Raw genomic sequence first — 26,178 nt, forward strand, 5'->3', positions numbered from 1 at the left:
CCCCCCCCCCCCCCCCCCCCCCCCCCCCCCCCCCCCCCCCCCCGGCCCCGGCGGGCGGCCGCCGAGCCGGACCCGGACGCGGACCCGATCGCCTCGAATGCGGCGTCGACGTCGGCGATGCTCAGGCTCGCCTCGTCGGCCGGCGTGGGCAGGTCGGCCAGAGTGCGCCACCCGACCCCGATCCGGCGTTGGGGGAGCACATTCGAGAGGTATGCCGCAACCGTCGCCACCTCCTGAGGGTCGGCCGCGCGCAGCACCTCGGCCACGAGCGCGACCTTGGCGTTGCGCGCGGGGGTCGCGACCAAGGCGGCCGAGGTCTCGACGAGGCGGGAGAGCAACATACGGTTGATTGTGCCGGGGACCACAGACAGCCCTCCTCAATTCACGAATTTGTTGATAACGCGACTACCGTCAGGAGTGCTCCCCGCGTCAGAAAGATCGTCGTGCCCCAATACATCCTTGCCGTTTGGCACACGGACGACTATCCGTCCTTGCCCGAGGACGAGCTGATGGCCGCCTTCGAGCGGGTGGACGACTTCAACGCGAAGCTGGAGGAGACCGGTGCCTGGGTGTTTGCGTGCGGCCTGCCGCACCCGAGCACCGCGCGAATGGTCTATGCGCGCGGCGACGATGTCACCGTCAAGGACGGACCGGCCAGTTCGAGCCACGAGTTCCTGGGCGGATTCTGGGTTGTCGAGGCCGAGGACGACGAGGCCGCGGAGGCGTTGGCCATTGAAGGCGCCCAAGCCTGCGGCAACGCCGTCGAGATTCGGCGCTTGCAGGGGACCTGAGCGGCGCAGTCGGCTAGGTGCCCGTCCACGGGACGAGAATCAGGCCTTGGTCAGCGTGAGCGGCTGCGCGAAAGAGTTATTGCACGGGTCCCACTCCCCGTTGGTGTCGACGGTCGCGTCGAAGGTCGTCGTATCGGGAGTCACCGACGTCGTGTTGGTGAAGGCGAACACCAGGTCCACGGAGCTGAAGCCGGGCATCGGGTCATAGCTGGTCACGACGATCTCGGTCGCCGACTGGGAGGTGACCGTCCATCCGGCCGGGAGCGACACCTCCGTGAGGGTGCCGGTGGCTGGCACGGGGATGGTGACGGTGATGGGGCCGACGCGGCAGCGGCCATGGAGGACATGTCGGTAGGGGTCAACTCGGTGGGGGTCAACGCAGGCTCCTCAGGGCAGCACATCGTGGCTACTGCTGAAATGGTGACGCTGCTGCCACCACGTCGGTACAAAGCGAAAGCCGCAGGTCTGTGGACCTACGGCTTGTCGTGTCCGAGGGGGGACTTGAACCCCCATCCCCGTGAGGGGACTAGCACCTCAAGCTAGCGCGTCTGCCAATTCCGCCACCCGGACGAGGTGTGATGTCAACGCTTTTCCAGCGTGGCACCGAGGGGAGAGGCTAGCACGCCGAGGCGACGGGCCGAAATACGGGTCCGGGCGCTCGCTCAACTGCCGCTCGCGGTCGTCGTGTGGATTCCACGCAATACCCTTTCGCAAACCCCTGCTCCCCGCACGGTGATCGTGCGGCGGCATCCGGCTGGACCGGCCTGTCGTCCTGGGTCCCGGCAGGGTGTCGGGGAAGGAGTTGGTATGCAGGTGCTCGAGCCGCGCGACGTCCCACTCGGGGGACCGCGCGCATTGATAGTACGCCGGACGCTGCCGCACCGGGACCGGTCCTTCATCGGAGCCTGGTGTTTCGTTGACCACTATGGTCCGACGGTCGTAGGGGAGGACGGGGCCGGCCGGATGGACGTGGCGCCCCATCCCCATACGGGATTGCAGACGGTCTCGTGGTTGTTCGAGGGCGAGATCGAGCATCGGGACAGCGGTTCGGTGCACGCCATGGTGCGCCCGCGGGAGGTGAACCTGATGACGGCCGGGCGCGGGGTCGCGCATTCGGAGGTGTCGACGGCCGGCACTTCGGTGTTGCACGGTGTGCAACTCTGGGTCGCGCTGCCCGAGAGCGCGCGGCATGTCGCCCGCGCCTTCCAGCACCACGCGGCGTCGGCGACGCTGCTGCCGGGAGGGGCGGGCACGGCATACGTCTTCCTGGGGTCGCTTCCGGACGTCGGCGACTCCCCGGTGACGACGTTCACGCCGTTGTTGGGGGCTCAGGTGGACCTGGTTCCAGGCGCGGACGTGATGTTGACCGTGGACCCGGACTTCGAGCACGGGGTGCTCCTGGACACCGGTGACGTGCGCGTGGACGAGACCGGGCTCACGACTGGTGCCCTCGCCTGTATGGACGTGGGCCGGACTTCGCTGCGACTGCGCAGCTCGGGCGGGGGTCGGGTGGTCCTGCTCGGCGGGACGCCGTTCGAGGAAGAGATCGTGATGTGGTGGAACTTCGTCGGCCGCTCGCATGCGGAGATCGTGCGGTTCCGCGACGAGTGGGAAGCCGGGAGCGAGAGGTTCGGATCCGTCGAAGGGTATGTCGGTGCCCGTCCCCGCATCCCCGCCCCGCCCCTCCCGCCGGTGCGCCTCCGGCCGCGTAGCCGCCGCGGGCACCGCGACTAGGCAAGTCCGAGGTGGGGCAGATTCCTCCGCGGAAGCCTTGACAAGACGACTCGAACAGAGATACGATTAGGCATGGAAACGACACCGCAGATGCCCCCGGAGGCGGGTTCTGGTGTGCCGTGCCTGGCGGAGGTGCTGGTGCGGGTGCGGGAGTGCCGGGATGCACTTTCGAGCGTGCGAGAGGCCGTCGTTCTGGCCGGGCCGGGCGAGATGGAGGAGTTCCTCGCTCTGGTTGGCTCGTTGGTCTTGATGGGGGAGTCGGCCGAGGTCGCGGTCGTTGCCGAGGCGGTGGCCCAAGGTTTGCCGGGTGCCGGAGCGCTGCCATTGACGGCGACGGATTGGTTGGCGTCGTGTTCGCCGCGGCATACAGCCCGGTCGGCGTTGGGGGTCGTGAAGCTGGCGGAGGCGGTGTCGCCGGCGACGGTGACGCGCGCTGCGGGGCCGCTTGCCTCCGGGCAGGACGGGGAGGTGCTCGGGGAGGCGGTCTTGTCGGGGCGGGCCTCGGTGGCTGCCGCGAATGTCGCGCACTCGGAGATGCGGCGCCTGGTGCCTGACCTGCAGCCGGAGTGTGTTGGGGCGGTCTGGCAGGTGTACGCGGATTTTGCTTGCGGTGGGGACTTGGGGGAGATTCGTCGGGTTCGGCCACAGATGTATGCGTGGTTCGGTCGACCGGATCGCCTGAACGATCGAGACGAGCGGGCCCGAGCACAGCGCGCGTTGTCGTCAGGCGCTGCGGATCCTGTGGATGGTTTGGTGGACTACCGGTTGCGGCTGGACGCGGCCGCGGCGGCGGTCTTGGAGGCCGCGATTGATCCGCTGTGCAAGCCGGTGCCCGGACCGAACGGGGAGCCCGATGCACGCCCGGCGTCGATGCGGCGGGCGGATGCGTTGATGGACTTGGTGTCTCGCGGGGTGCGGGGGTCGGACTTGGTTCCGGCGCAGCCGGCGACGCAGGTGTCGTTGATCGTCAAGCTGTCCGATCTCGTCGCCGGCACCGGGTGTTCCCAGGCTGTCGGCGGGATTGACGCGGGCCGGTTCGTGTCCATTGCCGCTACTCGCGTGTTGTCATGTGACGCGGCCGTCGGCCCGATCGTGATTGATGACAGTGGCGACCCGATCCTGGTGGGCCGGTCGAAGCGGTTGTTCGCGCGGGCGCGGATTCGGGCCTTGCATGTGCGCGACGGTGGGTGCACGTTCCCGGGCTGCACGAAGCCGGCTGGCTGGTCGGATGCGCATCATCTGGTCCATTGGATCGATGGTGGTGAGACCGAGCTCGCGAATGCCGCCCTGCTGTGCAGTTATCACCACCACGTGGTTCATTCCAGACGCCTCGCCGGCAGGGTCACCCGGGGTGAGAGTCCCGGCGATCCCGGCCGCGTGCGAGTGGTGTGGGACCTAACCCCAGGCAGCTACGACCAGCCGCGTGGACGTGCCCTGCGACGGGATGGCCAAGCCGCGTAACCGACGTTCTCGGTCACCAGTTGCCGCGCGCCCGGGCGGAGCCCGGAGGGGCAGTCGAGGAGCGGAGTCGAGCGAGGAACGAGCGAGCGCAGCGACGAAACTCCTGCCCCGAGGGCTCGGCCCGGGTGTGCGGCTTCCCAAGGCCCGGCCCGGGTGTGAGGGTCTTCCCAAAGCTACCGTCGGCGAGACGCAGTGCAGGCGCGTGATGCAATGGGCGGCATGTCCCCGGCGTCCCTGAAGTCGATCGCCGACGCCGCGGACGCGGACGAGGTGCTGGAGCGCTTCGAGGCGTGGACGACCGACCAGGGGATCAGCCTCTACCCGGCCCAAGAGGAAGCGATCCTCACCCTGCTCGCCGGCGCCAATGTCATCATGGCCACCCCCACCGGCTCCGGGAAGTCGCTCGTCGCGGTCGCGGCCCATGCCAAGGCCCTCGCGGCGGGGGAGCGCAGTTGGTACACCGCGCCGATCAAGGCCCTCGTCAGCGAGAAGTTCTTCGCGCTCATCGACATCTTCGGCGCGGCCAACGTCGGGATGCTCACCGGCGACGCGGCCGTTAACCCCGATGCCCCGATCATCTGCGCCACCGCCGAAGTGCTCGCGAATCAGGCTCTGCGCGAACGCGATCGGGCCGAGATCGGCCTCGTTGTCATGGACGAGTTCCACTTCTATGCCGAGCCCGACCGCGGCTGGGCGTGGCAGGTGCCGCTCCTGCTACTGCCGCGCACCCAGTTCGTCCTGATGTCCGCGACCCTCGGCGACACCGCCTTCTTCGAGGAAGACCTGAACCGCCGCACCGGCCGCGACACCATCCCGGTCACCTCCGCCGAGCGGCCCGTCCCGCTGCATTACGACTGGGTCCTCACCCCCGTCCACGAGACGATCGAGAACCTTCTGCACGACCAGCGCGCCCCGATCTACATCGTGCACTTCACCCAGCAGGCCGCCATCGAGCGCGCCCAAGCACTGATGTCGATCAATGTCTCGTCAAGCGCCGACAAGGACCGCATCAAGACCCTCATCGGCGGCTTCCGCTTCGGCAAGGGCTTCGGCGCGACGCTGAAACGCCTTGTCCTGCATGGGATCGGGGTGCATCACGCCGGCATGCTGCCGAAGTATCGCCGCCTGGTCGAAACCCTCGCCCAGGCGGGTCTCCTCAAAATCGTGTGCGGCACCGACACTCTCGGCGTCGGCATCAACGTGCCCATCCGCACTGTCCTGCTGACCTCGCTCACGAAGTATGACGGCCGCCGCCAGCGCGTCCTGCGCGCCCGGGAGTTCCACCAGATCGCCGGCCGGGCCGGCCGGGCCGGTTTCGATGTCGAGGGCTTCGTCGTCGTCCAGGCCCCTGATCACGTCATCGACAACCACCGCGCCCTCCTCAAAGCCGGTGATGACCCCAAGAAACGCCGCAAGGTTGTCCGCAAGGGACCGCCTGAGGGACAGCTGAGCTACACCGAGGCCACCTTCGACCGCCTCGTGGCGGCGCCACCCGAACCCCTTCGGTCCCGTATGCGCGTCAGCCACTCGATGATCCTCAACCTCCTCGCCGAGCTCGACGGCCAGGGCGAGGCGATGCGGGTCGTCCTAGAGGACAACCACGAAAGCGACTCTGGCCGAAGCACATTGGTCGTCCGCGCCGCCCAAATCCTCTCTTCCCTCACCAAAGCGGAGGTCATCGAGCCGGTCCCCGGCCAGCCCGGGTATGCCGTGTCCGTGCCGGTCCCCGATCCGGACTACGTCGAGGACGAACCCGCGGAGCAACGCATCGCCGAGGAGGCAATCCAGGCCCGAGCCGAAGAGGATGGCACGGACGACGCCGCCGTCGAGGAAGTGACCAGCGCCGAACCGCTCGATGTCGTCGGGACGCTGGCGACGGCATACCGAGTCACCGACGACCTGCAGGACGGCTTCGCTCTCAACCAGCCACTCTCTGCCTTCGCCCTCGCGGTGCTCGACATCCTGGACGAGAGCGAGCCGGCATATGCCCTGGATGTCGTCAGCGTCATCGAGGCGACCTTGGAGGACCCGCGCCAAGTCCTCATGGCGCAGCAGTTCGCAGCCCGGGGCGAGGCCGTCGCCCAGATGAAGGCCGACGGGCTGGAGTATGAGGAGCGGCTCGAACTTCTCGACGACGTCACCTGGCCAAAACCCTTGGCGGACATGCTGATCGACGCCTTCGCGATCTATCGGCAGAGCCATCCGTGGGTCTACGAGATGGGCCTGTCGCCGAAGTCGGTCGTCCGCGAGATGTACGAGAACGCGATGATCTTCGGCGAGTATGTCGGCCGCTATCAACTCGGTCGCGCCGAGGGCATCCTGCTCCGATACCTCTCCGACGCCTATCGTGCCCTGCGCCAGACCGTCCCGCTGGGCTACCGCGACGACGAACTCGACGATCTCATCGAGTGGCTCGGCGAGCTGATCCGCCAGACCGACTCCAGCCTGGTCGATGAGTGGGAGTCGCTGATCAACCCCGACGACAGCCCGCACGAGGTCCGCCCCGAGACGAGTCGAGCCCTGTCGGCGAACCCGCGCGCGCTGCGCGTCATGGTGCGCCGGGCGATCTTCCGTCGCGTGGAACTCCTTGCCCTGCAGCGGTATGCCGCGCTGGCCGCCCTCGACTCAACCCTCACCGAGTCGCAGTGGCAGACCGCCGGAGAGGATTACTTCGAGGAGTACGACCACCTCGGCACCGGCCCGGAGGCGAGGGGACCGGCATACCTCCAGATCGCGGAGGCACCAGGGGCGTGGACGGTCACCCAGATCCTCGACGACCCCGACGGGGACCGGGACTGGCGCCTGACTGCCACCCTCGACTTGGCCGCCACCGACGAGGCCGGCGAGCCGGTTTTCACGGCGCTGGACCTCGCCCCCTGGGAATAGCCGCCGCATAGGGTGGCCGGCATGGATCTGCCCGTCATGCCGCCCATCCAGCCGATGCTCGCGAAGTCTGCGGCCGGCATCCCGGACCCGGCGAAGTTCGACGGCGGACTGTCCTTCGAGCCGAAGTGGGATGGCTTTCGGTGCCTGGTCTTCAAGGACGGCGACGAGGTCGAACTCGCCTCGCGCAACACCAAACCTCTCACGAGGTACTTCCCCGAAGTCGTTGCCGCCCTTAGGGATTGCCTTCCCGACAAGGTCGTCCTCGACGGCGAGATCTTCGTCGCGATGGGCGACCGGCTGGAGTTCGAGGTGCTCCAGGAACGCATCCACCCGGCCGCCTCCCGGATCAAGCTACTGAGCGAGACCACCCCGGCGCAGTATGTCGCCTTCGACCTCCTCGCCCTCGGCGACGACGACTTCATGAGCGCGCCCTTCGCGGACCGACGAGCCCGACTCGTCGATGTCCTCACCTCCCCGAGCGACGTCGTCCACGTCACCCGCACCACCACGGACCCGACGCTGGCGCAGGAGTGGCTCGAGACCTTCGAAGGCGCCGGGCTCGACGGCGTCATCGCCAAGCCGCTCGGCGCGGCATACAGCCCGAATGGCCGCACGATGATCAAGATCAAGCAGGCCCGCACCGTCGATGTCGTCGTCGCCGGCTACCGCCTGCATAAGAACTCCACCCCGGAGACGCCGCTCCTCGGCTCCCTTCTCCTGGGGCTGTATGACGCGGACGGTCACCTCGCGCACATCGGCGTGAGCGCGTCCTTCACCGCGGCCAAGCGCAAGGCGCTCATTGAGGAGTTGAAGCCGCTCGAAGAGGACATCGAGAACCACCCGTGGGGTGAATGGGCTCAATGGATGATCGCCAATCCCGACCGCGTGCCCGGGACCGGCAGCCGGTGGAGCGCCGGGAAGGACCTCAGCTTCACCCCCCTGCGCCCCGAACGTGTCCTCGAAGTGGGCTACGACCACATGGAGGGGCGACGTTTTCGGCATACGGCCCAGTTCAAGCGGTGGCGCCCGGATCGTGACCCGCAGAGTTGCACCTATGACCAACTGGAGGAGGTCGCGTGCTACGACCTCGCCCAGATCTTGAAGCCCACGCCCTGACGGCAACGTCAAGACTCGATTAGGCGCCGCCCCGCACTCCCGGCATAGGGTCGTGCCCACAAGGTCTCGAAAACAAAAGTCGAGGGGAAACACATGACTAACCGATTCCGTGCGCTCACCGTCATCGCCGCCGCCGGGCTGGCGCTGACCGGCTGCGGCGGCAGCAGCGACTCACCGTCGTCGTCAAGTGCCGCCGCAACCTCCAACTCGGCGCCGGCGCCGGCATCCAGCTCAACCTCGGCCGCCACATCGGCGTCGTCGTCGACGACCGAGAGCGGGGGCGGCTCCGCGATGGGCGATCCCGAGAAGTGCCTCGCCGCCGCCTCGGCCGGTCTCGACATGACCAGCGTTGGGCTGGACGCCCTGACCGGAGACTTCGACCAGGCGGCCTTCGACAAGGCATTCCCGGCCAGCACCCTCGAGAAGGTCCCAGACGAGCTGAAGGATGCCTACCAGGCGGCGATGGACGCGGCCAAGGCACTGGTCGGCAAGTCGGCCGAGGAGGCGATGACCTTGTCCAACGCCTACACCGACAAGATGACGGACTACGCCAACCAACTCGGCAAGGTCTGCGCCGGGCAGTGACGACCAAGCCCGACCTCGACGAGGTCGTCCGGATCTGTCAGGAACTCATTCGGATCGACTCCAGCAACTACGGCGACGGGCGCGGCCCGGGCGAGGCCGAGGCCGCCGCCTATGTCGTCGCCTCCCTGCGCGAGGTCGGGCTAGACCCCGTCACTCTGGAGGCGGCCCCGGGCCGCACAAGCGTGTTCGTGCGCATCCCGGGTGCCGACCGAACCCGGCCCGCCCTGTGCGTGCACGGTCACCTCGATGTCGTCCCCGCGAATGCGGACGACTGGAGTGTCGACCCCTTCTGCGGGGAGTCCCGCGACGGCCTCATCTGGGGGCGTGGCGCGGTCGACATGAAGGGCATGGACGCGATGATCCTCACCTGCGTGCGGGATCTCGCCCGGCGCGGTGTGCAACCGCCCCGCGATCTGGTGATCGGGTTCTTCGCCGACGAGGAAGCCGGCGGCGAATCGGGCTCGCATTGGGTGGTGGAGCACCATCCAGAAATCTTCGCGGGTGTGAGTGAGGCCATCAGCGAGGTCGGCGGCTACAGCGTGACGGTGGACGGAGCCGACGGGACGCCCAAACGGGCATACCTCCTGCAGACGGCCGAGAAGGGAATCTTGTGGCTGCGCCTCACCGCGCACGGCCGCGCCGGTCACGGCTCGGTCCCCAATGACGAGAACCCCGTCGTGCGGCTCGCTCAGGCCATCGCGCGGATCGACGCCCACGAGTGGCCCCAGGAATTCATCCCCTCGGTCCAAGAAATGCTCGACGGGCTCAGTCGCCTCACCGGCATTCCGTATGCCGCGGATCTCGAACCGCTACTCGCGCAGCTCGGTGGGGCGGCCGGCTTTGTCCGCGGGACCCTTCGCGACACGGCGAACTTCACGATGCTCGACGCCGGTTACAAGCACAACGTCATCCCTCAGGACGCGCACGCCTCGCTGGACTGCCGCTTCCTCCCCGGGCACGACGAAACGGTGTTGAAGACACTGCACGAACTGGCCGGAGAGCACGTCGACATCGAGATCCTCTCTCAGGACATCGCCCTAAACACCGACTTCACCGGGGACCTGGTGACGGCAATGGTCGCCGCGTTGCAAGCGGAGGATCCGGAGGCGGAGGTGTTGCCCTATTGCCTGTCCGGGGGAACGGACAACAAGGCGCTTTCGCTCTTGGGGATCACGGGCTACGGATTTGCCCCGTTGCGGCTCCCGCCGGACCTCGACTTCGCGCCGATGTTCCACGGGGTGGACGAGCGGGTTCCGGAGGAGTCGTTGCGTTTCGGGGCCCGGGTGCTGGCCCGGCTCCTAGCTACCTGCTGAGCCGTCGGAGGCAGGCGCTACCGTAGTCCCCATGGCCGACCCGCGCGCTGCTTTGTCCGTGCTAGTGACCGCATTCGAGCGGCATTTGGAGGCCAGCGCACAGCGCCGGGGAGAGGACGACCCGGCCGTCGTCGCGGCATACGACGATCTGGCTGACGCCTTCGAGGCCTATGACGACGCATTGCTCGATGCCTTCGGCGAGATGACCCCGCTGGAGGTCGTGGCTGAGCCGGACAGCTCCGGGCTGGACGACGAGGGCGATGACGATCAGCGCTACCTCGGCCTCGACGACGAGGAGTTCGACGAGATCGACGGCGATGATGATCTCGATGATGATGGCGACGACCTCGACGACGAGGATGACGAGGATGACGACGACCTCGACGACGATGACGACGACCTCGACGACGATGACGACGACCTCGACGACGACGAGGATGACCTCGACGACGACGAGGACCCCGAGGCGCACCCAAGCTGAATAAGCCCTTCGGCAACGGGCTGTAGCATGCCCCTTCGACCCCGCCGGTGAGCGAGGTCAACTAGCCGGCAGCGTCGCCGCTCCCCTGGCACCATTCCCGGTGCCTCCCGCACACCCATCCGCCTGAACGAGGTTCCCATGCTGACTTACTTCGATGCCATCGTCCTCGGCATCGTCGAAGGCTTGACCGAGTTCCTGCCAGTGTCGTCGACCGGCCACTTGACGATTGCGGAGAAGATGCTCGGGCTGAGGGTCGACGACAAGGCAGTCACGGCGTACACCGTCATCATTCAGTTCGGGGCGATCGTCGCGACGTTTCTGTTCTTCGCCAAGAAGATCGCCCGGCTTTTCATGGCCTGGGTCCGTGGCCTCACGAATGTTCAGGCTCGCGGCCATGACTACACCCTCGCGTGGGCGGTGATCGTCGGCTCCTTGCCGGTCGGTGTTGTCGGCTTCCTCGGCAAGGATTTGATCGCCGGCGGGCTGCGTAGCCTGTGGGTCGTAGCGGCGGCGCTGGTGCTGTGGAGCGGGGTCATGGTGTGGGCCGAGAAGCAGCACGACCGATCCGCCGCCGATGGTGTGCAGCGCGGCGAGGGTCAGGTCACCCTCCGGGACGGTCTGATCATCGGACTCGTGCAGTGTTTTTCCCTGATCCCGGGAGTCTCGCGGTCCGGAGCGACGATCTCTGCGGGTTTGCTGCGCGGCATCGATCGAGTCACGGCGACTGAACTCAGCTTTTTCATGGCAATCCCGGCGCTGACCGCCGGTGGGGTGTTCCAGGCCATCGAGGAACGACACGGTCTGGCCGAGTTGGGGGCCGGGCCGATGCTGGTGGGCATTGTCGTGGCCTTCGTGGTGGCCTATGCCTCAATCGCCTGGCTGCTGAAGTTCGTGGCCAACAACTCGCTGATGGCCTTTGTGAACTACCGCGTCGTGGTCGGCCTTGCCCTCGCCGCGGCGCTCGGAATGGGCTGGATCGCCGCGACCTGATCGCCGACCCGATTCCCGACCCGGGCGCGGACCCCGGCGCTGCTCCGGCTAAAGCCAACCTGACTTGCGGAACAGCCGGTGCAGGACGAAGCAAACCAGCGCCATGATGCCAAGCGCCATCGGGTAGCCGAACTTCCAGCCCAGCTCAGGCATGTGCTCGAAGTTCATCCCATAGATTCCGGCGATCATCGTCGGCATCGCCGCGATTGCGACCCACGCTGAGATTTTGCGCATGTCCTCGTTCTGGCTCACGCCGACGCGGGCCAGGTGCGCGTGCAGGACGTCGGTGAGTAGTCGGTCGAAGGACTCGATGTGGTCGATGACCTGCGCCAGGTGGTCGGCGACGTCGCGCAGCAGCAATCGCGCTTCACCCTCGCCTAGGGGGGAGCCGGGCGCCGCGAGTGCCGACAACGGCCGGGCGAGCGGCACCGCGGCGCGGCGGAACTCCAACACCTCCCGTTTGAGCGCATAGATCGTCGCCGAGTGCACGCTGTTGTCTCCGGCGAAGACCCCGGCCTCGATCGCCTCCAGGTCGTTGGCGAGTTCCTGATCGATGCGCCGATATTCATCCACGACGGAGTCCACGACCGCGTGGAAGGCCGCCACCGGACCCAGCCTCAGGAGTTCGGGGTGCTCCTCCAGTTGGTGTCGCGTCGTGGCCAAGGGGGACAGATCCCCGCGGCGCACGGTGACGATGAACCGCTGCCCGAGAAAGACCATGAGTTCACCGGTCTCGATGTCGGAGGTCGCATCGACATACTTCAAGGTCTTCAGGACGACGAACAGCGTGTCGTCGTAGCGCTCGATTTTGGCGCGCTGACGGCCGCGGCGCACGTCCTCGACCGCCAACGGGTGCAGGCCGAGTTCGGCGACCACAAGGTCGAACTCGGGCGCCTCCGGCTCTTTCAACCCGATCCAGAGGAAGCCGCCGTCGGTGCTGTTCTGCAGTTCTTCAAGTTCATCGCTCAGGTCGCCGCACGGTCGCCGGAAGCCATCGACGTACTTCGCTTGATCCACGATCACGAGGCCATTGTCATACTTGGAGCCGTGCCGACGTTGTTGCTGATCCGTCACGGTCGGACGACCGCCAATGCGGCGGGAATCCTCGCCGGCTGGACCTCGGGCATCGGACTGGACGAGCGTGGCCGGGAGCAGGCCCGAGCCCTGGGGGAGCGCCTTCGCGAGCTTCCCGTATGCCGCGTGGTCGCCTCCCCCTTGCAACGCACCGTCGAGACGGCCGAGCCGATCGCGGCGGCGCACGGCATACGCGTCGAAACGGTCACCGACCTGGGGGAGGCGCGCTATGGCGCCTGGACGGGGCGAAAGCTGGCGGAGCTGGCCAAGGAGGAGCTGTGGCAGACGGTCCAGCGGGTCCCGTCTGCGGCCGTCTTCCCGCCCAGCGACGACTTCGCCCACGAGAGCCTGGCGGCGATGTCGGCGCGGGCGGTGGCCGCCGTCCGCACCCTCGATGCCGAGGTCCGAGCCGCGCACGGCCCGCGCGCCATCTGGGTCGCCGTGAGTCACGGGGACGTCATCAAGGCGATCCTCGCCGATGCGCTCGGGACGCATCTCGATCAGTTTCAGCGCATCCACGTCGATCCGGCCGCCGTGAGCGTCATCCGTTATCCGGTGGGTCGGCCGATGGTGCTCGGGATGAACGGCTCCGGCACGGATCTGGCCGGCCTGGTGCCTGCGCAGACCCCGGAGAGCACGGCGACGACTGAGAACACGGCGACCCCGGGCGACCCGGCGACCACAGACGACCCGGCGACCACGGACACCAGGGGGACCCCGGACACCAACGTGGCGGACGACGAGGGTGTCGTCGGCGGCGGCGCGGGACGCGCGGGTTAGGGTCGAGCCTATGAGTGTCGCGAACTACGACCCGCCAGACCGGTTCGTCGCCGGCACGGTCGGGCCGCCCGGACAGCGCGCATTCTTCCTCCAGGCCGCCGGGCCCGGCGCGCGCACCACCTGTTCGCTGGAGAAGTTCCAAGTCGAGGCCCTCGCTGATCGCATCCGCGACCTGCTCGAAGCCACGGCCAATGTGCCCGCCACGCCCATGCCGGTCGACAACAACCCGCTGGCCACCCCCTTTGACGATGAGTTCCGCATCCGGAGCATGTCGCTGCAGTGGGATTCCAGCCGCGAGCTCGTCGTCATCGAGTGCCACGACCGCGACCCCGACGGGGATGAAGAGGAAGCCGAGCACGCCCGTCAGGCCGGCCTCCCCGCGACGATCCAGACTTTGCGCGTCGCCGTCTCGGCCACGGTCGCCCACGAATTCGCGCGCCGCTGCACCGCCTTGGTGTCCGCCGGCCGACCGCCATGCCCGTTCTGCGGGGGCCCGCTAGACCCGGAGGGTCACATCTGCCCGCGCGCTAACGGATACCGCCGCTGATCACCGAAGCCGAGGTCCGCGTCGGCGACCTCCACCTCATCGGCCGCATCACGGGTGCCTCCAACACCACGGTGCTCGCCCGATTGGGCGACCCCGACGCCGGGCCGTACGTCGTTTACAAACCGATCTCTGGTGAGCGGCCCCTGTGGGACTTCCCGGACGGGACGTTGGCGGGGAGGGAGCGCGCGGCATACGTCCTCAGTGGGGCGGGAGGATGGGATCTCGTGCCTCCCACCGTCCTGCGCGACGGTCCCCGTGGGCCAGGCATGGTCCAGGCGTGGGTCGGCGAGCCGGGCGAAGCCGAGTCCGTCGTCCACGTCTTGCGCGTGGGCTCGGACCCGACCGGCCTCATCCCCGTGCTGCGCGCCGAAGACGAGGACGGTCGTCCCGCCTTGATCGCCCACGAGAGTGCCGCCGATGTGCGTTCCCTCGCCGTCCTCGACGCAGTGATCAACAATGCCGATCGCAAGGGAGCGCACGCCTTCCGATACGACGGTCGGTTGTATGCCGTGGACCACGGCGTGACCTTTCATCGCGAGGACAAGCTCCGGACGGTGCTGTGGGGGTGGGCGGGCGATGCCCTGCCGGACGAGGACGTCGCCCGCCTCGCCGCGCTGGCCGGGGAGCTGGATAGTTCCGCCGCACTATTGGGTGACCTCGCCGTCCTGCTCACCGACGCCGAAATCGCCGCTCTCCGGGGACGGATCGCCCATCTTTTGCGCACGAGACGACACCCGGAACCGCCGGACGGATGGCCGGCGATTCCCTGGCCTCCCCTCTGACCCCTTGGCCTCCCCTCTGACCAACCCGGCTGCAGCCGCGCGATTAGGCTGTGCGCGTGCATACGTGGCCCGCTCTCGACCTGCCCGCGATCCCAGGTGAGGGCCACCCGCTCCGGCTCCACGACACCCCGTCGCAGTCGTTGGTCGCCATCACCGGAACCGACGGCACCGCTCGGATGTATGTCTGTGGCATCACCCCGTATGACGCGACTCACCTCGGCCACGCGGCCACCTATGTGACCTTCGACATCATCGGTCGGGCATTGCGGGACAACGGAATTGACGTCCGGTATGTCGAGAACGTCACCGATGTGGACGAGCCGCTGCTGGAGCGGGCCGAGCGAGACGGGCTCGCCTGGCAGGACCTTGCCACCGCAGAGATCGCGCTCTTCCGCGAGGACATGACTGCTCTCGGTGTCCTGCCGCCCGATGAACTGGTCGGGGTGGTCGAGTCGATCGATCTCATCGCCGCGGCGGTGCGCCGGCTCGTCGATGCCGGCGTGACGTATGAGGTGTCCGACGACACCGCGTCCGGCGCCGACATCTATCTCGACCTGGCCGCGGCCAGCGCCTTCGGGGAGGTCAGTGGCTGGTCGCGCGCCGAAATGGACGCCGTGATCCGGGAGCGGGGCGGCGATCCGGATCGCCCCGGCAAGCGCGACCCGCTCGACCCGCTGCTGTGGCGCGCGGCCCGGGTGGACGAGCCGTCGTGGTCGCCGGAAGGGCTGACCCCGGGACGGCCCGGCTGGCACATCGAGTGCACCGCCATCGCCGACGCCAAACTGGGGCTGCCGATCGACATCCAAGGCGGCGGGAGCGACCTGGTCTTCCCGCACCATGAGATGAGCGCGGCGCAGGCGGAGGCGGTGTCGCAGGACTTCGCCCGCGCCTATGTCCACCAGGAGATGGTCGGCCTCGACGGCGCGAAGATGAGCAAGTCGAAGGGCAACCTCGTGCTGGTCTCGCGGCTGCGCGCCGAGGGGATCGACCCGATGGCGATTCGGCTCCTCTTGCTGGCGCACCGGTATGACGTGCCCTGGGACTTCACCCGCGCCGACCTGGATGCGGCGCAGGAGCGGTTGGCGCGCTGGCGCGCCGGGTTGTCGGTGAACGAGGCCCCGGCCGCCGAGGGCGTTGTGGAGGCGATCCGCGCGGCCGTAGCCGACAACCTCGACACTCCGCGCGCGCTGGCGGTGGTCGATGAGTGGGCGGCTGGCGCGGTGGCGGCGGAGTCCGGCGAGGCGCACGCCCCCGGGCTGGTCGCTCGGGCGCTGGACGCGCTGCTCGGCGTGCGCGTCTAGTCCCGACTACGCCGCCTCGGGTTCGGACTGCGCCGCCCCGCGTTTCTGAGTGCGGTGTGGGTCAGGACTCGTCGGGCTGCTGGCGCAGGTAGCGCTCGAACTCGCGGGCGATCGCGTCACCGCTCGCCTCGGGGAGGTCGGCGGTGTCCTGGGCCTCCTCCAGCGCCTCGACGTACTCGGCTACTTCGTCATCGGTTTTGGCGAGTTCGTTGACGCCGCGTTCCCACTCTGCCGCCTCATCGACCAAGTCCGCCGTGGGGAGCGGATGACCCAGCACCGTCGAAAGTCGTTGCAGCAGCGCCAATGTCGCCTTGGGGGAGGGCGCGTGCCCGGCGTAGTGCGGCACGGCTGCCCAGAGTGAAACCGTGGTCACCCCGGCCTGATGCGCCGCATCGGCGACCACGCCGACGATGCCGGTGGGCCCCTCATACGTCGAGCGTTCGAGGTCGAGGCGGTGCAACGTGCGCTCGTCCTCCGACGTGGCCGTGACGGGGATGTTGCGGGTGTGCGCCACGTCCGCCATCAGCGCGCCGAGGACGTAGATGGCGCTGACGCCGGCGTCCTGGGCATATTGCATCAGCTCGACGGTGAACGCGCGCCACCGGAAACTCGGCTCGATGCCGCTGACCAGCAGCACATCGCGCCCGAGCTCCGGGGGGCGTGCCAGCAGGATGCGCGTCGTACGCCACTGGATGCGCCGCTGCCCGTCGTCGAGGATGGCGCGTGGACGGTTCACTTGGAAGTCGTAGTAGTCCTCGGGGTCCAAGGCGGCCACAGCCTCGGCGTCCCACATCACGGTCAGGTGCGCCACGGCGTCGCTGGCGGCTTCGCCGGCGTCATTCCAACCCTCGAAGGCCACGATCATCAGCGGGTCCCTCAGTTCGGGGAGGTCGTCAAGCTCGATCATGTGGCGCACCGGCTTCCGCAGAACGTCATGGCGCCCACCCTACGACCGCTCCCGGCGTGGGCGGGAGGTTGCGCCTACACTCGCGGCTGTTCGTCCGCGCTCAGGGAGGGGGTTGGTATGGCCGCGAAGGAAGCGGATCTGCCTGCCGCCGTGATGTGGGACATGGACGGGACCCTGGTTGACACCGAGCCCTACTGGATCGACGCGGAGTACGACCTCGTCGCCGCCCACGGCGGCCAGTGGAATGACGACCTGGCGCACTCGGTCGTCGGCAATCCGTTGCTGGTGACTGCAGAATTCATGATCGCCAACTCACCGATCACGCTCACGCCGCACGAGATCGTCGACCATTTGTTGGCTGCAGTGGTGGAGCGGGTTCGCGAGCACGTCCCATGGCGACCCGGCGCGCTCGAACTCCTCGATGACCTGCAGCGCCACCAGGTGCCCTGTGCGCTGGTGACGATGTCGTGGACGTCATTGGCGAATGCCGTCCTCGACAACCTCGCGCCGGAGACCTTCGCGGTGGTCATCTGCGGCAATGACGTCGAGCACGGCAAGCCCCATCCGGAGCCCTATCTCGCGGCGGCGGCAGCGCTTGACGTCGCCCCGGCGGACTGCATCGCCATCGAAGACTCCGGCACGGGGGTCCGCTCGGCCGTCGCCGCCGGTATGCCGACCATCGCCGTCCCGCACACCGTGGCCGTCCCGCAGATCACGGGCGCGAAACAGATCGACGGCCTGGTGGGCCTCGACACGCGACGCCTCGGCGAGCTGGCCCGCTCGGTGGCCGTCTCGGCCTGACCCGCTGCGGGTCAGCGGACGAACTTGATCCGACCGTCGTCGGAGCCGAACTTGATCTTGCCGCGCGCATCGGCGCCTTGACCGAACTTGATCTTGCCGCCGCTCACATCCTGAGTAGTCCCGAACTTGATCGGCTGCGGCTTGGCCGCGGCAACGGGTGCCGCCATGAGTCCTGCCGCGAAAAGCACTGCGGCAGCGCCAGATACGCGACGCACGGTGGTGGTGGAACGAAAGCTCATCGTGACCCCTTCGGTAGCTGTCCTGGCCCAGACGGATGTCGGCCGAGGCGCCGCGAGCGGCATACCGGATGTTACTACCCGCCCCAATGGCGCCGGCGCGGATCAGTCTTCCGGGTGGTAGCCGAGGTTCGCCCCGAGCCAGCGCTCGGCCTCGTGCAGGGGCCAGCCCTTGCGCGCGGCATACGCCTCGACCTGATCGCGACCGAGGCGGCCGACGACGAAGTAGGCGGCGTCCGGGTGGGCTAAGTAGAGGCCGCTGACTGCGGCTCCGGGCCGCATCGCCATCGACTCGGTGAGTTCGATCCCAGTGGCCGACTCGACGTCCAGCAGGTCCCAGATCGCCTGCTTCTCCGTGTGATCGGGACAGGCGGGATACCCCGGTGCCGGTCGTATGCCGCGATAACGCTCCGCGATCAAGGCCTCGTTATCGAGGTTCTCACCGGCGGCATACCCCCAGATGGTGGTGCGAACCACCCGGTGCAGGTGCTCGGCGAAGGCCTCGGCCAGCCGGTCGGCCAAGGATTCCACCAGGATGGCGTTGTAGTCGTCGTGCTCGGCCTTGAAAGCCAGCACGCGCTCGGCCGCACCGAGACCAGCGGTGACAGCGAAGGCGCCGATGTGGTCACCGAGGCCGGCCTCGGCCGGGGCGATGAAGTCAGCCAGGCTCCGGTTGGGAATGCCGGCTCGATGTTGGCCCTGTTGGCGAAGGTGATGCAGCCGGGCGCGGACCTCGGTGCGGGTGGAATCGGCATACACAATCGTGTCGTCGCCGTCCCGGGCGGCCGGGAAGATGCCGACGATTCCGTTGGCCTGCAACCACTTTTCCTCGATGATCCGATCGAGCATGTCCTGGGCGTCGGCGAAGAGCCGGCGGGCCGCCTCCCCGGAAGCGGGGTTGTTAAGGATGTCGGGATAGCGTCCCCGCAACTCCCACGCCGCGAAGAAGGGCGACCAGTCGATGACCTCGCGCAGCGTGGCGAGGTCGTAGTCGAGGAACTCGTGAATCCCCGGCGACACCGGCTGGGCGACCGTTGCGGCGTCGAAGGTGACCTGTGGGGCGGCGGCGACGGCCGCGGCATACGACAGGAGGGGACGGTCGCCACTCTTGGCGGCGTGCCGGACCCGGATCGCGTCATAGTCCGCGGCTATCGACTCCACCAGGGCGGGCTTGTGCTCGGGCGAAAGCAGTTGCGCGACAACGGGAACCGAGCGCGACGCATCCTTCACCCAAACCACTGGCGCGTGATATCGCTGATCCACTTTTACGGCCGTGTGGGCCTTGGACGTCGTGGCGCCGCCGATCAGCAACGGAATCTCGAAGCCCTGGCGCTCCATCTCCGAGGCCACGTGCACCATCTCATCGAGGGACGGCGTGATCAGCCCGGACAACCCGATCGCATCGGCGCCGAGGTCTCTGGCAGTGTCGAGGATCTTCTGGGCGGGGACCATGACCCCGAGGTCGTGCACCTCATAGTTGTTGCACTGCAGCACCACCCCGACGATGTTCTTGCCGATGTCGTGGACGTCGCCCTTGACCGTCGCGGTGACGATCAGGCCCTTGGCGCGGTCGGCGTCGCCGGGCTTCTTCTCCGCTTCGATGAACGGGATGAGATGGGCGACAGCCTTTTTCATCACCCGGGCCGATTTGACTACCTGCGGCAGGAACATCTTGCCCGCCCCGAACAGATCGCCGACGACATTCATGCCGTCCATCAATGGGCCCTCGATGACCTCCAGCGGGCGACCACCACGCTGCGCGATCTCGACCCGCAACTCCTCGGTGTCGGCCTCGACGAAGTCGTCGATGCCCTTGACCAGCGCGTGTGTGATGCGCTCGGCGACGGGCAGCGTCCGCCACTCCGGAGATGCCACATCATCTTGTGCCGCAGCGACATTGAACCGTTCGGCGACTTCCAGCAGCCGGTCGGTGGCGTCGTCACGACGGGCGAGGATGACGTCCTCGATCCGGTCCCGAAGCTCGGGGTCGATCTGGTCATAGACCACCAAGGCGCCCGCGTTGACGATGCCCATGTCCATGCCGGCGGCAATCGCGTGAAACAGGAAGACCGCGTGGATCGCCTCGCGCACGGGGTTGTTGCCCCGGAAGCTGAAGGACACATTTGAGACGCCGCCCGAGATCAGGACCCCCGGCAGGTTCTCCTTGATCCAGCGCGTGGCCTCGATGAAGTCGATCCCGTAGCGCGCGTGCTCCTCGATGCCGGTCGCCACGGCGAAGATATTGGGGTCGATGACGATGTCCTCGGCGGGGAAGCCCACGTCGGTGGTGAGCACCTCATACGCCCGTTTGCTGATCTCGCGCCGCCGCGTCAAGGTGTCGGCCTGCCCGGTCTCGTCGAAGGCCATCACCACGATCGCCGCGCCATATTTGCGGCAGAGGTTCGCCTGGGCGACGAATGCCGCCTCGCCCTCCTTCATCGAGATGGAGTTCAAGATCGGCTTGCCCTGGACGCATTTCAGTCCGGCCTCAATGACCTCCCATTTGGAGGAGTCGATCATCAGGGGAACGGTGGAGATGTCGGGCTCGGAGGCGATGAGTTTGAGGAAGCGGTCCATCGCCGCCACCCCGTCGATCATGCCTTCGTCCATGTTGACGTCGATGATCTGGGCGCCGGCCTCTACCTGCTGCCGGGCGACGGACAGCGCGGCGGGATAGTCCTCGGCCTGGATCAACTTGCGGAACCGCGCCGACCCGGTGATATTCGTCCGCTCACCGACATTGACGAAAAGGGAGTCCTCGTCGATCGTCAGGGGCTCGAGTCCCGACAGGCGCATGGCCGGGGAGATTTTCGGTATGCCGCGCGGTGCCGCCCCCTCGACGGCGGCGGCGATCGCGGCGATGTGCTCCGGGGTGGTCCCGCAGCACCCGCCGACGAGGTTGACCAGGCCGGCGCCCGCGAACTCGGCAAGGGCGGCCGACGTCTGGGCGGCGGTCTCGTCATACTCCCCGAAGGCATTGGGCAGGCCCGCATTGGGGTAGCAGGAGATGAAGGTGTCGGCGACGCGGGCCAGGTCCGCGACGAACGGCCGCATCTGGTCGGCACCGAGGGCACAGTTGAAGCCGACCGCCAGCGGCCGGGCGTGCCGCACGGAGTGCCAGAACGCCTCGGTGGTCTGGCCGGAGAGCGTGCGGCCGGAGGCGTCGGTGATCGTGCCGGAGATGATCACCGGCCAGCGCCGCGCGTGCTCCTCGAACAGGGTTTCGAGCGCGAAAATCGCGGCTTTGGCGTTGAGGGTGTCGAAGATCGTCTCGACAGCCAAGACGTCCACGGCCCCCTGGACGAGGGCCTCGGCCTGCTCCCGATAGGCGGTGACCAATTCGTCATACGAAATATTGCGGGCCCCGGGGTCGGTGACATCGGGGGAGATGGAAGCGGTGCGGTTCGTCGGCCCGAGCGCGCCGACGACAAAGCGCGGCGTCGTCGGGTCCGCGGCGAGGGCGGAGTCGACGGCCTCGCGGGCGAGCGTGGCAGCGGCGAGGTTGAGTTCGGATGCCAGCTCGCTCATGCCATAGTCGGCGAGCGAAATCCGTTGGGCGTTAAAGGTATTGGTGGAGATAAGGTTCGCACCGGCGGCGAGATAGGCCTCGTGAATCTCGCGGATAATCTGCGGCTGAGTGAGGCTGAGGAGGTCGTTGTTGCCGATCAGATCGCTCGGCCAATCGGCGAACCGATCGCCCCGGAAGTCGGCCTCGCCGAGGTGATGCCGCTGGATCATCGTGCCCATCGCGCCGTCCATGACGAGCAACCGGTCGCGGAGCAGCGCGGTCAGGTCGGCGGTCGCGTCGGAGCGCACAGGCATGGGCGCCATTATGCGTCGTCTCAGCCTCTGAGCTCAGTTCGTGCCATGCCGCAGTGATCATCCGACCCAGCCCTTCTCCGAGATCCGGATCGACAAAAGCAGCACTGTGGTGCGCTTGGAGAACTCACCTCGACGCAGCGCCCCTGCGGCCGGAGTGATCGTCCTCTTGACGGCATTGCTCGCTGCGTGCGGGGGATGGGCGCTCACCCGCCCGGCGTCGCCCGAACAGGTGCTTAGCGACTTCTTCGCCGCGGTCAACGCGGGTGACCGTGCCGCGGCGGCGACGTTCATCCAGCCGGGAGAGTTGAGCGCCGGCGAGTTCCTGGAGGCTCAATTCGCGCGCGCTCTTTTCTCGGGCTTGACGTATTCAGTCAGCGAGCCATTCGGCCCCGGTTATCCGCACGTAAGCGTCCGCGGTGAAGCGCACGGGACGGAGTTCACCGAGGAGTTCCGACTGGCCAGGTTCCGCGACGATCCCGAGTCAACGATTGTCCTGGGGACCCGTCCGCTTCCGCCGCCGCAAGGTGCCGCCCCTCCGGCCCGGGGCCTCGGCGGAGGTATCCACGATCTCCGGCCACGGGTGACCGTGGGATAGGTTGCGAGCCATGTCGACCGACGCGGACCGTCCGGCCGGGATCCGAATCGCCCGAATCGGCGGGGTCCCGGTCTACATCGGCCCGAGTTGGTTGATCCTGGCCGTCATCATCATGGTCCTGATCGGGCCGCAGGTCGCCGAGAGCCGGGAGGATCTCAGCCCGGCTGCCGCGTATGGGGTGGGCGCGGCATACGCCCTGTTGTTGTTGGTCGCGGTTCTGGTGCACGAGGCGGCCCACGCCGCGACGGCTCGGGCGTTTGGCTATCCGGTGCATCGCGTCGTGGCGGACCTGTGGGGCGGGCATACGGCGCTGGATGTGTCGCGGGCCCGGCCGGGTGCCAGCGCGATAATTGCGTTGGCGGGTCCGGCGTCCAATCTCGTGATCTGGGGCGTCGCGCGCAGCGTCGCCAGCGGGATGGAGTCGGGGATTCCCGCGGGTCTGGTCGACGCGATGGCCTACCTCAACGGTGTCCTCGCCCTGTTCAACCTCCTTCCTGGGCTTCCCCTCGACGGCGGCCAGGTCGTCGAGGCTCTCGTATGGCGCATCACCGGTTCGCGTGCGCGCGGCCGGACCGTCGCGGGTTACTGCGGCTTGGCGATTGCCGCGGTGGTGCTGTGGTGGGTCATTGGCCGCCCGCTGCTGGCGGGTCACCGGCCCGGGTTCGGGACCATGTGGGGGCTGCTGATCGCGTACTTCCTGTGGCAAGGCGCCCGGCAGGCCGTGGGTTGGGGGAAGGCGACTCGGCAGATTGAAGGGGTGCGGATCGTCGACGTCCTGACTCCGGTCGTTGCCGTTGACTCCCGCTTGACCGTCGCCGAGATCCCGACGGGGCTGCCGCCGGTTGTCGTGGACGCGAGCGGCCGGCCCGTCGCCCTGGTGGATGCCGCGGCGTTGACGGCGGCGCAGGAGGAGGGCGCGCACCATACGCCGGTAGAGGCCGTGAGCGTGGCCCAGCCAGAGGGGTGGGTTCTCGAGACCGACCCCAACGGGCCGTTGCAGGGCGCACTCGGGGCGTTCGCGGGGTTGCCGAGCGGGATCGTCGCGGTCACGCAGGGCGGCCGGCTGTTGGGCGTGCTGACGGCCTCCCGGGTCAACCAGGCGTTCGGTGAGCCATAGCCGGCGCATCGCTGTCGGCGGGCACGATTAGTCTTCGATCTCATGACGGCGATCGATGCGGGCCTGCGGCGCGGGCCATTCCGGCCGGGTGAGCGCGTGCAACTGACCGACCCCAAGGGCCGGATGCACACGATCACCTTGGCCGAGGGCAAGCAATTCCACACGCACCGAGGCTTCCTGCAGCACGACGACCTCATCGGGGCCCCCGACGGATCGACCATCACCAACACGGCGGGCACGCAATATCTGGCGATCCGGCCGTTGCTCTCGGACTACGTCATGTCGATGCCGCGAGGGGCCGCTGTCATCTATCCCAAGGACGCGGGCCAGATCGTGCAGATGGCCGACATCTTCCCTGGGGCCGTGGTGGTCGAGGCCGGCGTGGGGTCGGGTGCCTTGTCGATGTCGCTGCTGCGCGCGATCGGGGAGGAGGGGCGGCTGCATTCGTTCGAGCGGCGGGCCGACTTCGCTGAGATCGCGAAGGGCAACGCGCGCGTGTTCTTCGGCATGGATCACCCGGCATGGACGGTGACCGTGGGCGATCTCGTCGAGTCGATGCCGAGCGCGGTCGAGCCCGCCTCGGTGGATCGGGTCGTGCTGGACATGCTCGCGCCCTGGGAGTGTCTGGACGTGGTCGCCGACGCGCTGCTGCCCGGCGGAGTGCTGATTTGTTATGTCGCCACCGCCACGCAGCTGTCCCGGGTGGCCGAGGGGATGCGGGAGCATGGCGGCTACACCGAGCCGCAGGCGTGGGAGTCGATCGTCCGTGGCTGGCACCTCGAGGGGCTGGCGGTGCGGCCGCAGCACCGGATGCACGGGCATACGGGCTTCCTGATCAGCGCGCGGCGATTGGCGCCTGGGTTTGCGCCGCCGCTGCGGAAGCGCCGGCCCGGGGGCTATACCAACGATCCGGACGAGATCGAAAGCGTGACCGATGCGGACTTCGGCCAGCACGAGCCGAGCGCCAAGCGGGTTCGGCGCGCCGCGCGCGTTGCCCTTGCCGTGAGCGGCCTGCAACCCGATCGTTGTCGGATCGCCGACTGAAATCGCCGGGGGGTTGTCGGTGCGGCGCGTTAGGGTCGAGTTGACGGACGCAGCGGGAAGCGCGGCGCCCCGACTGGTGAAGGTGGTCGTCCATGGCCGATGAGCTGAGCGTCGAGGAGCGACGCCTGCGCTCGCAACTTGCCACGATGTCGGCGCAGAACGACCGACTCGTGCGCACCCTTAAGGACGCACGCGAGCAGTTGGTGACCCTCAAGGCCGAGGTGGATCGCCTCGCGGGGCCCCCCGCGGCATACGGCATCGTGTTGGAGAACCACGGCAATGGGACCGCCGACATCCTCACCGGCGGGCGCAAGATGCATGTCGCGGTCAGCCCGGCGGTTGCGCCGGAGACGCTGGAGGTCGGGCGCGATGTGCGACTCAACGAGGCCCTCAATGTGGTGGAGGCGGGCCGGTTCGAGCGCGTCGGCGAGGTGGTGCTCGTCAAGGAGTTGATCGAGCCCGACCGCGTCTTGGTGGTCGCCCACGCCGATGAGGAGCGCGTATGCCGCCTGGCCGGCTCGATCCCGCCCGGCTCGGTTCGCGTCGGGGATGCCCTGCTGCTGGAGGCGCGCTCGGGGTTTGTGTTCGAGCGCATTGAGAAGGCCGAGGTCGCCGACCTCGTCCTGGAAGAGGTGCCGGACATCTCCTACGAGGACATCGGTGGCCTGCGCGGGCAGATCGAGGCGATCCGCGACTCGGTCGAGCTGCCCTACCTGCACCCGGACCTGTTCACCGAGCATCAGTTGAAGCCGCCGAAGGGTGTGCTGCTCTATGGGCCGCCCGGCTGTGGCAAGACGATGATCGCCAAGGCGGTTGCCGCGTCGCTGGCGCGCAAGGTCGCCGAGAAGGAAGGCAAGGAGCTCACCAAGAGCTACTTCCTCAATATCAAGGGCCCCGAGTTGCTCAATAAGTACGTCGGGGAGACGGAGCGGCACATTCGGCTGATCTTCCACCGGGCTCGGGAGAAGTCCAGCGAAGGCACCCCGGTGGTGGTCTTCTTCGATGAGATGGACTCGCTGTTCCGCACCCGTGGCTCTGGCGTGTCGAGCGACGTCGAGACGACGATCGTGCCGCAGTTGCTGGCCGAGATCGACGGGGTCGAGGGCCTCGAGAATGTCATCGTCATCGGCGCGACCAATCGCGAGGACATGATTGACCCGGCCATCCTGCGGCCCGGTCGGCTCGATGTGAAGATCAAGATCGAGCGGCCCGACGCGGAGTCGGCGCGTGACATCTTCCGCAAGTACCTAACCGCCGACCTGCCCCTGCACGCCGACGACCTCGCCGAGAACGGCGGGTCGCCGGAAGCGACCGTGGAGGCCATGATCGAGGCGGCCGTGACGCGGATGTATTCCGAGCAGGAGGAAAACCGGTTCCTGGAAGTCACCTACGCCGGCGGTGACAAGGAGATCCTCTACTTCAAGGACTTCAACTCCGGGGCGATGATTCAGAACGTCGTGGACCGGGCTAAGAAGACAGCGATCAAGGACTTCCTGGTCACCGGGCAGCGCGGCATCCGGGTCGATCATGTGCTGGCGAGTTGCGTAGATGAGTTCAAGGAGAACGAAGACCTCCCCAACACGACCAACCCGGACGACTGGGCGCGCATCTCGGGCAAGAAGGGCGAGCGGATCATCTACGTCCGCACCCTCGTCTCGACCAAGTCGGGCACCGAGCCGGGCCGCACGATCGACACGGTGAGCAACACGGGCCAATACCTCTAGGGTCACCGCCACTGGCGGCTATGGCAACCTTGGGGGGCGCCGAGGCGTCTGGCCCGGCATGAGCGCTCCTCGTAGCCGTGTTTTGGCGTCC

General features: G+C 67.8%; 23 protein-coding genes, 1 tRNA gene and 1 pseudogene. 17 read left to right on the top strand and 8 right to left on the bottom strand.

Translation table 11 applies throughout. The features are described 5' to 3' along the window. Window positions 1–341 (bottom strand): annotated as a pseudogene (locus tag BN13_RS19505) (hypothetical protein); the annotation flags it as partial. A gap of 102 nt (window positions 342–443) precedes the next feature. Here BN13_RS19505 and BN13_RS00615 point away from each other — a divergent pair. Beyond that, window positions 444–791, top strand: coding sequence for a YciI family protein (locus BN13_RS00615; protein WP_048543581.1), 348 nt, complete (start codon window positions 444–446; stop codon window positions 789–791). Window positions 792–830: 39 nt separating this feature from the next. Here the strand turns inward: BN13_RS00615 and BN13_RS00620 are convergent, their stop codons facing one another. Together BN13_RS00620 and BN13_RS00625 are read right to left on the bottom strand one after the other, a co-directional pair. Next, window positions 831–1,061 (bottom strand): hypothetical protein, encoded by a 231-nt coding sequence (locus tag BN13_RS00620; RefSeq protein ID WP_235433885.1) that lies wholly within the window; start codon window positions 1,059–1,061, stop codon window positions 831–833. Window positions 1,062–1,277: 216 nt separating this feature from the next. Next, window positions 1,278–1,361: transfer RNA gene (locus BN13_RS00625), tRNA-Leu, on the bottom strand. 237 nt (window positions 1,362–1,598) lie between these two features. On the opposite strand from BN13_RS00625, the gene BN13_RS00630 reads away from it, so the two are divergent. From BN13_RS00630 to BN13_RS00665, 8 genes are all read left to right on the top strand, one after another. Next, window positions 1,599–2,525: a pirin family protein gene (locus BN13_RS00630; RefSeq protein ID WP_048543585.1), complete on the top strand. Its 927-nt coding sequence runs from the start codon at window positions 1,599–1,601 to the stop codon at window positions 2,523–2,525. Window positions 2,526–2,597: 72 nt separating this feature from the next. Next, complete coding sequence (locus tag BN13_RS00635) at window positions 2,598–3,986, top strand: HNH endonuclease signature motif containing protein (protein ID WP_048543586.1); 1,389 nt, start codon at window positions 2,598–2,600, stop codon at window positions 3,984–3,986. Window positions 3,987–4,205: 219 nt separating this feature from the next. Beyond that, window positions 4,206–6,872 (top strand): DEAD/DEAH box helicase, encoded by a 2,667-nt coding sequence (locus tag BN13_RS00640; protein ID WP_048548662.1) that lies wholly within the window; start codon window positions 4,206–4,208, stop codon window positions 6,870–6,872. Between the two features lie 21 nt (window positions 6,873–6,893). Continuing rightward, window positions 6,894–7,988: an ATP-dependent DNA ligase gene (locus BN13_RS00645; protein WP_048548663.1), complete on the top strand. Its 1,095-nt coding sequence runs from the start codon at window positions 6,894–6,896 to the stop codon at window positions 7,986–7,988. Between the two features lie 93 nt (window positions 7,989–8,081). After that, window positions 8,082–8,573, top strand: a complete 492-nt coding sequence (locus tag BN13_RS19050) for a hypothetical protein (RefSeq protein ID WP_157038358.1) — start codon at window positions 8,082–8,084, stop codon at window positions 8,571–8,573. Next, window positions 8,570–9,886 carry a M20/M25/M40 family metallo-hydrolase gene (locus BN13_RS00655; protein ID WP_235433886.1) on the top strand — a complete coding sequence of 439 codons (1,317 nt, stop codon included), beginning with the start codon at window positions 8,570–8,572 and terminating at the stop codon, window positions 9,884–9,886. The genes BN13_RS19050 and BN13_RS00655 overlap by 4 nt, the downstream gene beginning before the upstream one ends. A 31-nt stretch (window positions 9,887–9,917) precedes the next feature. Next, window positions 9,918–10,367, top strand: a complete 450-nt coding sequence (locus tag BN13_RS19875; RefSeq protein ID WP_048543590.1) for a hypothetical protein — start codon at window positions 9,918–9,920, stop codon at window positions 10,365–10,367. A gap of 138 nt (window positions 10,368–10,505) precedes the next feature. Then, window positions 10,506–11,357, top strand: a complete 852-nt coding sequence (locus tag BN13_RS00665) for an undecaprenyl-diphosphate phosphatase (protein WP_048543592.1) — start codon at window positions 10,506–10,508, stop codon at window positions 11,355–11,357. A 48-nt stretch (window positions 11,358–11,405) separates the two neighbouring features. Here BN13_RS00665 and BN13_RS00670 read toward each other — a convergent pair whose 3' ends face one another. Then, window positions 11,406–12,380: a magnesium and cobalt transport protein CorA gene (locus BN13_RS00670; protein ID WP_048548667.1), complete on the bottom strand. Its 975-nt coding sequence runs from the start codon at window positions 12,378–12,380 to the stop codon at window positions 11,406–11,408. A gap of 24 nt (window positions 12,381–12,404) precedes the next feature. On the opposite strand from BN13_RS00670, the gene BN13_RS00675 reads away from it, so the two are divergent. Genes BN13_RS00675 through mshC form a run of 4 tightly spaced genes read left to right on the top strand, consistent with a single transcriptional unit; the run spans window position 12,405 to window position 15,841 of the window. Then, window positions 12,405–13,211 (top strand): MSMEG_4193 family putative phosphomutase, encoded by an 807-nt coding sequence (locus BN13_RS00675; protein WP_084733476.1) that lies wholly within the window; start codon window positions 12,405–12,407, stop codon window positions 13,209–13,211. A gap of 10 nt (window positions 13,212–13,221) precedes the next feature. Next, window positions 13,222–13,758 carry a DUF3090 domain-containing protein gene (locus BN13_RS00680; protein WP_048543593.1) on the top strand — a complete coding sequence of 179 codons (537 nt, stop codon included), beginning with the start codon at window positions 13,222–13,224 and terminating at the stop codon, window positions 13,756–13,758. Next, window positions 13,758–14,540, top strand: coding sequence for an SCO1664 family protein (locus BN13_RS00685; protein WP_084733477.1), 783 nt, complete (start codon window positions 13,758–13,760; stop codon window positions 14,538–14,540). The genes BN13_RS00680 and BN13_RS00685 overlap by 1 nt, the downstream gene beginning before the upstream one ends. A gap of 56 nt (window positions 14,541–14,596) precedes the next feature. Next, complete coding sequence (gene mshC, locus BN13_RS00690) at window positions 14,597–15,841, top strand: cysteine--1-D-myo-inosityl 2-amino-2-deoxy-alpha-D-glucopyranoside ligase (RefSeq protein ID WP_048548671.1); 1,245 nt, start codon at window positions 14,597–14,599, stop codon at window positions 15,839–15,841. Window positions 15,842–15,902: 61 nt separating this feature from the next. Here mshC and BN13_RS00695 read toward each other — a convergent pair whose 3' ends face one another. Continuing rightward, window positions 15,903–16,748 carry a PAC2 family protein gene (locus BN13_RS00695; protein ID WP_048543595.1) on the bottom strand — a complete coding sequence of 282 codons (846 nt, stop codon included), beginning with the start codon at window positions 16,746–16,748 and terminating at the stop codon, window positions 15,903–15,905. A gap of 117 nt (window positions 16,749–16,865) precedes the next feature. Here BN13_RS00695 and BN13_RS00700 point away from each other — a divergent pair, with 117 nt between their 5' ends. Further along, a complete protein-coding gene (locus BN13_RS00700) occupies window positions 16,866–17,549 on the top strand; it encodes an HAD family hydrolase (RefSeq protein ID WP_048543596.1) in 684 nt (227 codons plus the stop codon). Window positions 17,550–17,560: 11 nt separating this feature from the next. On the opposite strand, the gene BN13_RS19055 is transcribed toward BN13_RS00700, so the two are convergent. The 3 genes from BN13_RS19055 to BN13_RS19060 form a co-directional block, all read right to left on the bottom strand. Beyond that, window positions 17,561–17,788, bottom strand: a complete 228-nt coding sequence (locus BN13_RS19055; RefSeq protein WP_157038359.1) for a hypothetical protein — start codon at window positions 17,786–17,788, stop codon at window positions 17,561–17,563. 102 nt (window positions 17,789–17,890) lie between these two features. Then, complete coding sequence (gene metH, locus BN13_RS00705) at window positions 17,891–21,607, bottom strand: methionine synthase (RefSeq protein ID WP_235433888.1); 3,717 nt, start codon at window positions 21,605–21,607, stop codon at window positions 17,891–17,893. Between the two features lie 57 nt (window positions 21,608–21,664). Next, entirely contained in the window at window positions 21,665–21,898 is a 234-nt protein-coding gene (locus tag BN13_RS19060; RefSeq protein ID WP_157038360.1) for a hypothetical protein, read from the bottom strand. 314 nt (window positions 21,899–22,212) lie between these two features. Between BN13_RS19060 and BN13_RS00715 the strand changes: the two genes are divergently transcribed. The 3 genes from BN13_RS00715 (at window position 22,213) to arc (ending at window position 26,087) form a co-directional block, all read left to right on the top strand. Beyond that, window positions 22,213–23,319, top strand: a complete 1,107-nt coding sequence (locus tag BN13_RS00715; protein ID WP_048543602.1) for a site-2 protease family protein — start codon at window positions 22,213–22,215, stop codon at window positions 23,317–23,319. Window positions 23,320–23,361: 42 nt separating this feature from the next. Further along, a complete protein-coding gene (locus BN13_RS00720) occupies window positions 23,362–24,363 on the top strand; it encodes a tRNA (adenine-N1)-methyltransferase (RefSeq protein ID WP_048543603.1) in 1,002 nt (333 codons plus the stop codon). Between the two features lie 92 nt (window positions 24,364–24,455). Then, window positions 24,456–26,087 (top strand): proteasome ATPase, encoded by a 1,632-nt coding sequence (arc, locus tag BN13_RS00725; protein ID WP_048543605.1) that lies wholly within the window; start codon window positions 24,456–24,458, stop codon window positions 26,085–26,087. Window positions 26,088–26,178 lie beyond the last annotated feature (91 nt).

It is taken from the genome of Nostocoides jenkinsii Ben 74, from assembly GCF_001046875.1.
GTDB lineage: Bacteria > Actinomycetota > Actinomycetes > Actinomycetales > Dermatophilaceae > Nostocoides_A > Nostocoides_A jenkinsii.

Bases quoted from the DNA above. Each gene is read 5' to 3' on its own strand.
- BN13_RS00700 (WP_048543596.1), top strand. From the start codon at position 16,866: ATGGCCGCGAAGGAAGCGGATCTGCCTGCCGCCGTGATGTGGGACATG.
- BN13_RS00645 (WP_048548663.1), top strand. From the start codon at position 6,894: ATGGATCTGCCCGTCATGCCGCCCATCCAGCCGATGCTCGCGAAGTCT.
- BN13_RS00635 (WP_048543586.1), top strand. From the start codon at position 2,598: ATGGAAACGACACCGCAGATGCCCCCGGAGGCGGGTTCTGGTGTGCCG.
- metH (WP_235433888.1), bottom strand. From the start codon at position 21,607: ATGCCTGTGCGCTCCGACGCGACCGCCGACCTGACCGCGCTGCTCCGC.
- BN13_RS00695 (WP_048543595.1), bottom strand. From the start codon at position 16,748: ATGATCGAGCTTGACGACCTCCCCGAACTGAGGGACCCGCTGATGATC.
- BN13_RS19875 (WP_048543590.1), top strand. From the start codon at position 9,918: ATGGCCGACCCGCGCGCTGCTTTGTCCGTGCTAGTGACCGCATTCGAG.
- BN13_RS00665 (WP_048543592.1), top strand. From the start codon at position 10,506: ATGCTGACTTACTTCGATGCCATCGTCCTCGGCATCGTCGAAGGCTTG.
- BN13_RS00680 (WP_048543593.1), top strand. From the start codon at position 13,222: ATGAGTGTCGCGAACTACGACCCGCCAGACCGGTTCGTCGCCGGCACG.
- BN13_RS00630 (WP_048543585.1), top strand. From the start codon at position 1,599: ATGCAGGTGCTCGAGCCGCGCGACGTCCCACTCGGGGGACCGCGCGCA.
- BN13_RS19055 (WP_157038359.1), bottom strand. From the start codon at position 17,788: ATGAGCTTTCGTTCCACCACCACCGTGCGTCGCGTATCTGGCGCTGCC.
- BN13_RS19060 (WP_157038360.1), bottom strand. From the start codon at position 21,898: ATGAACGTCGCCGCCGCGGCACGGTCACCCGCGTTGACCGCGGCGAAG.
- BN13_RS19050 (WP_157038358.1), top strand. From the start codon at position 8,082: ATGACTAACCGATTCCGTGCGCTCACCGTCATCGCCGCCGCCGGGCTG.
- BN13_RS00720 (WP_048543603.1), top strand. From the start codon at position 23,362: ATGACGGCGATCGATGCGGGCCTGCGGCGCGGGCCATTCCGGCCGGGT.
- BN13_RS00715 (WP_048543602.1), top strand. From the start codon at position 22,213: ATGTCGACCGACGCGGACCGTCCGGCCGGGATCCGAATCGCCCGAATC.
- arc (WP_048543605.1), top strand. From the start codon at position 24,456: ATGGCCGATGAGCTGAGCGTCGAGGAGCGACGCCTGCGCTCGCAACTT.
- BN13_RS00640 (WP_048548662.1), top strand. From the start codon at position 4,206: ATGTCCCCGGCGTCCCTGAAGTCGATCGCCGACGCCGCGGACGCGGAC.